General features: G+C 54.0%; 7 protein-coding genes. 4 read left to right on the top strand and 3 right to left on the bottom strand.

Annotation, left to right across the window (positions count from 1 at the left end):
• The 4 genes from FHS27_RS09590 to FHS27_RS09575 all read left to right on the top strand — a co-directional run.
• Positions 1 to 224 (top strand): ISAzo13-like element transposase-related protein (locus FHS27_RS09590; protein WP_184304507.1); only part of this gene is annotated, 224 nt, incomplete at its 5' end.
• Between the two features lie 12 nt (positions 225 to 236).
• Positions 237 to 692: a DUF2924 domain-containing protein gene (locus tag FHS27_RS09585; protein WP_184304591.1), complete on the top strand. Its 456-nt coding sequence runs from the start codon at positions 237 to 239 to the stop codon at positions 690 to 692.
• Entirely contained in the window at positions 689 to 2,239 is a 1,551-nt protein-coding gene (locus FHS27_RS09580) for a recombinase family protein (protein ID WP_184304505.1), read from the top strand. The genes FHS27_RS09585 and FHS27_RS09580 overlap by 4 nt, the downstream gene beginning before the upstream one ends.
• Positions 2,236 to 2,688: a hypothetical protein gene (locus tag FHS27_RS09575; RefSeq protein ID WP_221224980.1), complete on the top strand. Its 453-nt coding sequence runs from the start codon at positions 2,236 to 2,238 to the stop codon at positions 2,686 to 2,688. The genes FHS27_RS09580 and FHS27_RS09575 overlap by 4 nt, the downstream gene beginning before the upstream one ends.
• A 326-nt stretch (positions 2,689 to 3,014) precedes the next feature.
• Here the strand turns inward: FHS27_RS09575 and FHS27_RS09570 are convergent, their stop codons facing one another.
• The 3 genes from FHS27_RS09570 to FHS27_RS09560 all read right to left on the bottom strand — a co-directional run bounded on the left by FHS27_RS09570 (position 3,015) and on the right by FHS27_RS09560 (position 9,850).
• Entirely contained in the window at positions 3,015 to 3,854 is an 840-nt protein-coding gene (locus FHS27_RS09570; RefSeq protein WP_221224979.1) for an alpha/beta hydrolase, read from the bottom strand.
• Positions 3,855 to 4,216: 362 nt separating this feature from the next.
• Entirely contained in the window at positions 4,217 to 6,532 is a 2,316-nt protein-coding gene (locus FHS27_RS09565) for an endo-1,4-beta-xylanase (protein WP_184304503.1), read from the bottom strand.
• A gap of 54 nt (positions 6,533 to 6,586) precedes the next feature.
• Positions 6,587 to 9,850 carry an alpha/beta hydrolase-fold protein gene (locus tag FHS27_RS09560; RefSeq protein WP_184304501.1) on the bottom strand — a complete coding sequence of 1,088 codons (3,264 nt, stop codon included), beginning with the start codon at positions 9,848 to 9,850 and terminating at the stop codon, positions 6,587 to 6,589.
• Positions 9,851 to 10,018: the final 168 nt, after the last annotated feature.

Here is a 10,018-nt window from a genome sequence, read left to right as displayed (position 1 = left end):
TCTGTCATCTGACACAGGCGATCAGCGGTCGCTTGGTCGAGTCACTTTCCTGGATGCAGTTGCTGTTCTCCAAAGTCAGCACGCGAACCGGACTCCGAGTCGTATGCGAATTAGCTCGCAAAACCTATCAAGCCGGCATTAAAGCGGCAGCCGAATTTCGTCAAAACGAACCGACAGAGCGTGATGAAACCCTCGGTAAATTCAACTATGTTCTACCAGCATGAAATCCCGAAGTTATTTCCGAACAGCTCCTTAGCACCCTTCAAGCCAAGTACTTCGAAGTCTTCGGCGAATCAACGACCGGTCGCAATAAAGCGTGGCTGCAGAAGCGAATCGCATGGCGAATGCAAGCCAATGCGTTCGGTGGCCTGAGTGATCGGGCCATCCAGCGAGCCAGTGAGCTCGCCAACGAATCGGATCTTCGCGTGACTGCACCGCGCGAGCCATCACGCTTGCCACCACCCCCGCCGGTGAACCGCGAACTTCCACCCAAGGATGAACGGTTGCCGCCCGTCGGCGATTGTCTGGTTCGTGATTACAAGGGCCGGGAGTGCGTCGTCACCATCATGCCGGATGGTTTCGACTTTGAGGGCGAGCACTACAAGACGCTTTCGGCGGTCGCCAAAGCGATCACGGGCCAGCACTGGAACGGCTTTCGGTTCTTCAAAATTCACAAGCAGGAGTCAGCATGAGTCGCGAGCAACTGAAACAACCCATTCGGTGTGCGATCTACACTCGCAAATCGACCGAAGAAGGACTCGACCAAGAGTTCAATAGCCTGGATGCGCAGCGTGATGCCGGCGAAGCATTCATCACCAGCCAGCGAAGCGAAGGCTGGGCATGTCTCGAAGAGCGATACGACGACGGTGGTTTTTCAGGTGGGAACCTTGAGCGTCCCGCGATGAAACGGCTCATGGCCGATATCGAAGCCGGCAGAATCGATTGTGTCGTTGTCTACAAAGTCGACCGGCTCAGTCGCAGCCTGCTCGATTTCTCCCGCGTGATGGAAACCTTCGAGAAACACAACGTCGCCTTTGTCTCGGTCACGCAGCAATTCAACACCGCCAGCTCCATGGGCCGGTTGATCCTCAATGTGCTGCTCTCGTTCGCCCAATTCGAACGCGAAATGATCAGCGAACGCACTCGAGACAAGATCGCGGCAACACGCCGCAAAGGCAAATGGTGCGGCGGCGTCCCAGTCTTTGGCTTTACGATCGAAGAGACCAAACTTGTTGTCGTACCTCACGAAGCCGAACGCGTCCGACAAATCTTTGATCTCTACCGACGAACGCATTCTCTGCTCGAAACGGCACGTGAAGCCAACCGCCGTGGCTGGCGTACGAAGCAGTGGACGACCAAGAAGGGATCAACTCGCGGTGGTCTGCCGTATGACAAGAACCGCATCTACCAGATGCTGACCAACGTCACCTACATCGGCAAGCTGACGTATAAGGACGAGATCCATGAAGGCCAGCATCAGGCCATCGTTGATCCTGAGGTCTTCAAAGAAGTCGGAGAGTCACTGCGAAAAAATGGTCGCATCGGAATGATACGAGCTTCCACCAGCTTCGACGGAATGCTGCGAGGCATCCTTCGGTGTGCAAAATGCGATCGAGCCATGCGGCACACTTCTTCTGGCCGCGGCACGAAGAGGTATCGTTACTACGTTTGCGGCAAAGCCGAAAAGCAAGGCTATGAATCTTGTCCATCGCCTTCGATTCCCGCAAGGCAGATTGAGAGTTTCGTCGTCGGCGAACTTCGAGTGTTCGCAAGTGATGACCAGCTCATTCGTGACATTTACGAACGCTGTCATGAGCAGAACCGCGAGGACGTCGATTCGCAAAAACGTGAAGCCGATTCGATCGCGAAGTTTCTCAAAGAGGACCACGCGGAGATGACTTACCTTGTCGCAACGGCCGCTAGCCCTGACTTGATTGAAGCAACGCAATCACGCATCGACAAAAACGAAACGCGATTGAAGGAACTGCGTGAAGCAATCGACAACTACCGACCGATTCGCGTCAGCCATTCCTCGATCCGCAAAACCCTCGGCGAACTGGATAAAGCCTGGGACACGATCCCACCGCGAGAACGTTGCCGACTGATGGAATTGTTAATCGAGCGAATCGACTACGACGGCGTTGAGGGCACGCTTGATATCACCTTCCATCCCGCCGGGCTGAGTTCACTCGGACAAGACACAAACTTCGCACGCCACATTTCGGAGACGGTTCAATGACCGACGCACCGAACACAACTTTTGATACGTCCCCGCGCACGCGGCCGATCCGCCGAGCCTTTCACGTTGCGCGTACTGACCGCGGAGCCCGCGAGTATCGCCGCGGTGAGGCCCCACGGCGGCCCACACCGGGCCAACTGCCGAGACTGTCTCGCTTGATGGCACTCGCCATCCACTTTGACCACGCTTTGGCATCGGGCCGCCTCCGATCACAAGCCGACTTGGCGCGAGCTGGCCAAGTCACACGAGCTCGCCTCAGTCAGATCATGAACCTCTGTAATCTCGCCCCCGATCTTCAAGAAGAGCTGCTTTTCCTAAAGCCCTATTTCAACGGCCGAGCGCCCATCACCGAGCGTCAAATCCGCCCCATCGCTGCAGAGCCAAACTGGGAAAAGCAACGCCGCCGCTTTAAGAAGCTTGCGGGTACTGCCGGTCGTAGCGATCAGTGACAGCCTGAGGGTCCGATAACAATCAGCTATGTCGCGAAGTGTTTCACGTTGCGACGATTGTGCGGGTGCGGCTTTGCCGCCGGTAGTGTCCGTCAAGTTTCGCACATTTGGATATTCCATCCCTGACTCTGGAACGATTCTCGCGGTCGTTATATCTTCGAGCATCCGAACTCGTTGTCGGGATCAAGCCACGGAACTCCTATTCCCCACACCAGAGAATCCCATTGATGGTTGTCGGTGATCGTTCCAGGGGCGTCTGGGCTTCCCCAGCCACCACTCGCTATTGACAGAATTTAAACCAGCCGCTGGCACCTCATATCTACGTCCTAGCTCGCCGGCTTCAGATAACCATGCATTCCGAGCCAACGAACATAGGCATCGAACCAGCCGGTGCTGGTAGTGGATTTCTGGTACATGCCAAAGCCGTGTCCACCTTGTTCGTAGTAATGCAATTCAACAGGGCGATTTGCTTTACGCCAGCTCTCAATCAGACCAAAGCCAACAGGGAAAAGTGGGTCATCGGCTGCAATAGCAACGAATAGGGGCGGTGCGTCGGCGGGAACTTCAACCGCATTCAGTCCGCCATAGATGCTGGCGATGAATGCGGGCTTGCTTTCCCCTCCGCTCAGCGTTGTTGTCATAGTGAGCATCGCGCCAGCAGAGAAGCCGATCATGCCGATGCGGTCTGGATCCACGTGCCATTTCTCGGAATTCTCGCGAATGAGCGCGAAAGCGGCGTTCGCGTCGGCGACTTGCGGTGCAATACGAGCGGTCATCTCTGCCGGTGTAGGACGCTCCGAACGCGGCCCACCCCTGGGCCGGGGTCTAATAGGATTTGCGAACTCATTCAGATCCGCCGCAGTCTGATTGAGACGATACTTGAGCACAAAAGCCGCCACGCCTTTGGCGGCAAGCGCCTCGGCGACTTGCCAACCTTCATTTTCCATTGACAACGTTCTGAAACCTCCTCCTGGTGCAACAATCACGGCTGCCCCGCTCGCTTTCGCAGGATCAGGTAGAAAGGGAGTCAACGTTGCCACCGTAACGTTGCGTGCAAACTTGCTTCCGTACTGGCTGTGCCAGGACTCGGGTGTTTCGGCGTCAGGCAATGGACCTGTTCCCAACGCGATGGCGTTGGGCTGTGCGGGGGTTTCGATCGACGTCATGGCGTCTCTTGGAGCGCTTTGGTTCGGTGCATTTGCACTTGCAGCTTGCTGAGCAATTGCTGGCGTAAGCATCGAGAGACAGCAGGCTGACGATAAACCCACACAGAAAAACGTCCTCCTGGCCTCTTGAAACAAGCGGGTGACTACATTTCTTAGATTTCGATTTTTCACAGATGACTCCAGTACGAAATGGTTTATTCGAGGGAATTCCAATGTCGGATCTAGGACCACAATTGATTGTGGCGTATAGGGCAAGTCGATCCGTCTAGCAGATTCTGCAGATGCGGCTTGCCGCCTGAGCAGTAATGAAGCAGGCCCAGATTCCCGCTCATAACGCTCATGATCATTCAGATCGATGCCGGCTACTGTTCCAGGTTCTTCGTGTCGATCGTCCAATCCGGATCGCGTTTCAATTGACTATCGTCGCCAACGAACATCTTGGCGGAAGCCTTATCGTCTTTGAGCTGCCAGTTGAGCCAAGCGAGGGCAACGGAGGAGTATTCGCCACCGTGCGGCCGACGGTAGGTTCCTCCGTGCCCGACGTCTAAGTTGGTCATCACGATGGGCACATGGTCGACTCGGGAGAAATCGTCCATCGCGTTGTTGTAGGCGATGTCGGAAGGGCCGCCCATAATGTAGAGGACGGGACCGTGAAACTTTTTGAGGTCTTCCTTAGTCAGGTTCGGCATCGCTGCCATCGGTGAGCGAGAGGGTAATACGCCACTGTTGCAAACAACCGTAGTTGTGACTCGGGGATCGTCCGAGATTTCGATGGCTTGCAGTCCACCACACGACATTCCCATCGCGGCGACTTTGGTCGTATCAATCTTTCCGCAGTAGATGCTGTTTTCATCGGCGTTCTGTGCGATGATCCAGTCCAAGGCAGCAACCAATTGAGAAGAATTCGTCCGCTGACGAGATGTCTCGTTTCGCTGTTGCAACTGATCCAGCGGTCCAATGCCGAGAATAATGAATCCGTGCGATGCAATCTCGTTGAGAAAGTTCTTGTGTTCCTCCGTCGTGTTCGCACACGCTCCATTTCCCCATAGAAGTACCGGCAGCTTCTTTTCGCCTGCAAAAGCAGACAAATCCTCCGGGCGATAAATCGTCATTCCCGCAAGTGTTGGTGCTTCAGTTACGATCGCTGAATAATCACCCTGACCACCCTCTTCAATCTTCACGTTCTTTGGCGGTTCGGGGGCTCTCTTGGCAGCATCGTCATCGCTATCTGCCACCGCCACAATACTGGCATACGCTGGCTTGACGTTGTTATTGCCGTCAAAAAGAAGAGGATGTTGCCCCCACCTCCAGGTTCGTCGATCGTTCAGGCCCCAAAATGTAACGCGTTCGATGACGTCTTCATGCTTCTTGAAGATAGCGAACAGCCTTGCGTAGTCGTCGGCCTGAGCGTTCAAATCGTCAACGGTAGGGGGAGCACTGTTGCGAAACCGTCGTCTTCCGAATTGCCCGCCGGATTCACCACGGATTGTAACGTCGAGTTCCGTGATACTGACTTTCAGTCCAAGCGACGCATAGTCGGTGATCGCCTTTTCGATGTCTTCGAAAGGAACTCGCCCGCTTCGCCAATGCCCTTGGATGCCGACGGCATCGATGGGAGCACCCTCGGCAAGCAGTCGTTCAAGCAGCACCATCGAACTTGCATGCTTGGGTCCCGATTCGATGTTGTAGTCGTTGTAGTAGAGCACTGCATCGGGATCTGCCTGTCGAGCAAACTTGAATGCCAAAGTGAGAAACTCGGGGCCGAGCGTTTGCAACCAATTCGAATTGCGTAGATTTTCCGTCTTCGCGGTTTCAGTGTTCCCACCATCGTTGATAGCTTCATTGACCACATCCCAGCTCTGCAACTTCCCTTTGTGCCGTCCCACAAGCGTTTCAATATGTTGTTTCATTCGCCGCTTGATCGTCTCGGGATCGCGCCCCTCGAAGAACCAATTGGGCGTCTGCGCATGCCAAACCAAGGTGTGGCCGTGGATGGTCATGTCGTTCTTTTCGGCCCATTCCACCAAAGCATCGGTCCGCTCAAAATCCCAACGATCTTCGGCCGGGTGAACTCGCTCGGGCTTCATGCAGTTTTCGGGAGTGATCGCCGCAAAATGCTCTGCGGCTAGCTTCAACTCCTCCTCTGAGTAACGCGAAGGAAGGTCACCGGCCATGCCGACCAAGAATGAATCTTCAAACGCGTCTTTGGTGAGACAATCGATTTTGACTTCGACCACCGGAGCAGGATCTTCCTTCGGTGGTGGCTTGGGAAGCTCACGCGTGGCAAGCGACTCTTGGCCGCCCCTTTCTCCAAACGACCTCGTTATCGCGAGATCCTTTCCTTTGCGTTCGCCGCTGTATTCAATACGAAACTCTCGTTCGCCGAACTGGCGGACCTCCGCAAAGCTGAGTGAATCGTTGTTGACTTTCACATCGACGAACTCGACTTTCCGCTCTTCGTCGCGAGTATCTACTTCCGCGTGCGCTGTTGCATCGCCGGCGTCGTTGATCGCAATATGGAGGTGGTAAGTCTGCAATCCGAAGGGTGAATCGAATTGGCAATGCCACGTGCCTGTCAAATTTTCGGAACTTTGCTTTGGCGAAGTATTTTCTTGGCCCAGCGTGAACGTGGCGGACAACGCGATGCAGCAGAAGCAAAAAATCGATTGAAATGACATACGGCGATATCCGATGTGGTTTTGGAAGTTGCAGTGATCTATTGGCGAAATGGCTTATTCAGCAACAACGCTCTCTGAAGCCAACAGTGAGAGCATTGCAGCAGCATATCTCTTACCAAACTCGCGAGAGCCTTCCGGGTTAAAATGCAGTTTGTCGTCGGTCGGCAAACCTGCTGACGATATCACCCGAGCACCCGAGATTGATTCCGGTAAGGTCGCAATGATCGCGTTGTGACTTGCACATCGGCCGCCCTGATCAGCGTGCACCATCTCTCCGGCCAACAGAGGCACCTCGTTTGGATCAAAATCGAGGTCCCTCATCAAGTCGTCATAGACGGACTTGACTTTCTCGGGCCACTCTTTGTCCCCGGTGTTGGATTCTCCTTGATGGAGAAGAATTCCTTTGATAACGCCGTGCTTCTTCGCCTCTCTAGCCATGTCGACAAGGTACTGATAAGGATTTCCCTCGTAGGCTTTGACGATGTTTTTCAACCAGTCTCTCTCGCCGTCGATATAAGACTGAAACGACTGTTTCTGATACAGTTCGATTTTGCATCCGGGCACACAAACCTTGATGATTCCGACGCGGACGTCGTCTGGAAGCGAATTAACCATCGCTTTTCCGAATGAATCGACCATGCAAATGCCTCGCCCTCGCGCGGCCAGCGGTGGGACGGCGTGGTACCAGTTTCCTTTCTGCCAGCCCCTTTGTTCATTGCCAAAGTCGGCCATCACCAGCAGACGCTCGGGCACTTCACGGTCAGCGTCATTCATCCGCCCGCCGCTATCCATGTTGGATTGGCCGAAGCAGAGATAAATGTGGAAGTTTGGGTCGACCGAGTCGGCCATTGCGACGGCCTGTTGTCGCTGAGCATCCGCCCCACGTTGCATCGCTTCCTTCGCGTTCTCGAACACCAGGTCGTCAACCGATTTAGACTTCTTCGCTGTTGCCTTTTCCGTTGCGAAGTCGCCTACCTTTCGCGAAAACAGGATCGTATCGCCGTCTATCTGCCCCTCGTATTCAATACGAATTTCGTTTCCACCAAAATTCAGGTTTTCGACGAACGAGATGGTATCGCCGGTCCGTTTGACCTGCTCAAAGGTAACGTCGCGTGAGCGACCATTGACTTCAGCTCTCGCCGTTGCGGAGAGTTCGCCGCTTTCCTTGCCAAACGTCATTGCATAGCTTTGGACGCCAATTTGAGTATCAAAGTCGACCTTCCAGTTGCCTAACAGGCTGTCCTCAGGCTGAAACAACAGAGGGGCGAATTCCTTCAAGCTGCGTCGCCAAGTCTGCCATTCGTGGGCGGTTTCGGGAGACAGGTAGTAGTGGGCATCGATTCCCATCTCTTTTAATTGCTTCACGGAGTCAGCCGGGTTGCCTCCCCGACGAGTTCGACCGCCGTCGACTTCTTTGCTTCCGTAGCTAACGAACACGAGTTCGACTTTGTCTTTGAACCCTTCCGTGTTCTCGACATCTTCTTTTCCAATCGTGGCTCCACTAAAAAGCCCGATGTGTGAAAACTTGTCAAGGTTGCGTAGCGTGATTGACTTCGTTTCCATGCTACCCATCGACAGTCCAGCCATGGCGCGATTCGGTTGATCGGTCAAAGTGCGGAAGTTCTGGTCGATATGTGGTACGAGTTCATCAACGAGGACCGTTTCAAAGTCTTTGATATCAAAGTTCCGAAGCCCGCCCATGCGGACTTCGTTGGTCATGCCATAGGTCATGACGATGATGAAGGGCTTTGTCTTTCCTTCCGCGATCAAATTGTCCATGATCAGACCCGCGTGGCCTTGGACGCTCCAGCCGTATTCGTTTTCGCCCCAGCCGTGCTGCAAGTACAGCACTGGGTAGCGTTCTTCTTGGTTGCTGTCGTATCCCGGTGGTGTGTAAACGAAAGCTCGCCGCTCGGAATCCGTGCTATCTGAATGAAAATAGATCTCGCGAACTTGGCCGTGGGGAACGTTTTTCAGCGCGTAGAAATCACGATCGTGGGCCGGTATTTCAATTCCGCTCCCCCAACGCATTGCTCCAAAATAGTATTTGCTGTTGGGATCAGGAACGTGGGCACCGTCGATGATCAATTCATAGTAGTGGAAGCCTTCGTCAAGAGGTCGTGAGTATCCGATCCATGCCCCATCTTCACCCTTTACGAACTCGGTGCTGTCGCGAAATGTCGTTGCCACGCTCTTCGCTTCCGGCGCGACGACGCGAAACTTGATGCGACCTTGGGAATTGACCTGCGGGTAGTCTCTTCCAGCTTGGTTGGTAGGCGCCGGCTTGAAATCGTCTTTGATGCCTTCAGGAACATTACTTCCAGCATCCGCGTTCTCATTTCCATTCGCAGAAGGCTGTTCTTTCGAATTGGTCGTCGTGTCTTCCTGCAGCTCTGAGTCCTTAGATGACTTCTGAAATACTAATTGAGCAAAATAATAAAGATTGTTTCGCCAGTGGGTCGGATCGTGTCCGTGCGAGTCGACGTTCCAGATGTGTGGAATGTCGTTCTCATTTAAGTACCGCTGCAACCGCTGGCTAATCCGGATCAACCCGTCTTTGTTTCCGCAGGACAGGTAGAGCAGCTCAAGTTGCTCTTTTGCTTTCTCGGCATCGGGGACGAGTTCATCAGGGGCCTTGGTATTCGGTGCCGATGAAAAGCCTCCTACCCAGGCGAATGTATCGAGGTGGGTGAGACCAAAGTTCAGTGATTGACCACCGCCCATCGACAATCCCGCAAGCGCTCGTTGCTGTCGATCTTTCACGACGGAATAGCGTGACTCGATCGTGGGGATCAAGTCTTCGAGTAGATCGTCTTCGAAGACCGCGAACGCTGGCGCACTGGCCATCACATTTCCCTCGGCGCGATCATTCTTTTGGGCGCGCCCATTGGGCATCACGACGATCATGGGAACCGCCTTACCGTCGGCAATCAGGTTGTCCAGTAGTACGTCGGGAGTCGCGAACCGCTGCCATTCGGTCTCGTCACCACCGATTCCATGCAAGAGATAGAGCACCGGATACTTCTTTTCGGCAGAGTATTCCGGTGGTGTGTAGACATTCATCTTCCGAGTCGTGCCAACCGTTTTCGACTCGTACTCGATCATTTCCAGTTTGCCGTGCGGAATGTTCTCCCGTTTTTCGGTAATGCTTTCAGGCGGATCGGGGTGCGTTTGCTTGTCGTTCGGGCCGAGCTCGATCGATCCACCAAAGCCACCTCCGCGTCGACCTTGGGAACGCTGCTCAGAATTTTGGTCCTGTGCGTGTGTCTGGCTGATCTGCAAAAGGCCAATCAGAATCAGGGAAAGCATGTTTCTCATAGTGCGGCTCTCAACTTCAGACAAAGGATAGGGGATTCATTTCGAGTCGTGACGGGCGATTGTTTGAGCGTGACTCGGCAATTCACAATCTTCTTATCTTGTGCATCTGGAAAAGATCGAAACGCTCGATTGAGCGGCCCAGTAGGCTTTGCCTGAAAATGGGCAAGC

This window comes from Aporhodopirellula rubra, from assembly GCF_014192335.1.
Taxonomy (GTDB): Bacteria; Planctomycetota; Planctomycetia; order Pirellulales; family Pirellulaceae; genus Rhodopirellula; species Rhodopirellula rubra.
The sequence above is the reverse complement of the archived record's forward strand: the minus strand, read 5'-3'. Positions and strand labels throughout refer to the sequence as shown.

Bases quoted from the DNA above. Each gene is read 5' to 3' on its own strand.
- FHS27_RS09575 (WP_221224980.1), top strand. From the start codon at position 2,236: ATGACCGACGCACCGAACACAACTTTTGATACGTCCCCGCGCACGCGG.
- FHS27_RS09580 (WP_184304505.1), top strand. From the start codon at position 689: ATGAGTCGCGAGCAACTGAAACAACCCATTCGGTGTGCGATCTACACT.
- FHS27_RS09565 (WP_184304503.1), bottom strand. From the start codon at position 6,532: ATGTCATTTCAATCGATTTTTTGCTTCTGCTGCATCGCGTTGTCCGCC.
- FHS27_RS09560 (WP_184304501.1), bottom strand. From the start codon at position 9,850: ATGAGAAACATGCTTTCCCTGATTCTGATTGGCCTTTTGCAGATCAGC.
- FHS27_RS09570 (WP_221224979.1), bottom strand. From the start codon at position 3,854: ATGACGTCGATCGAAACCCCCGCACAGCCCAACGCCATCGCGTTGGGA.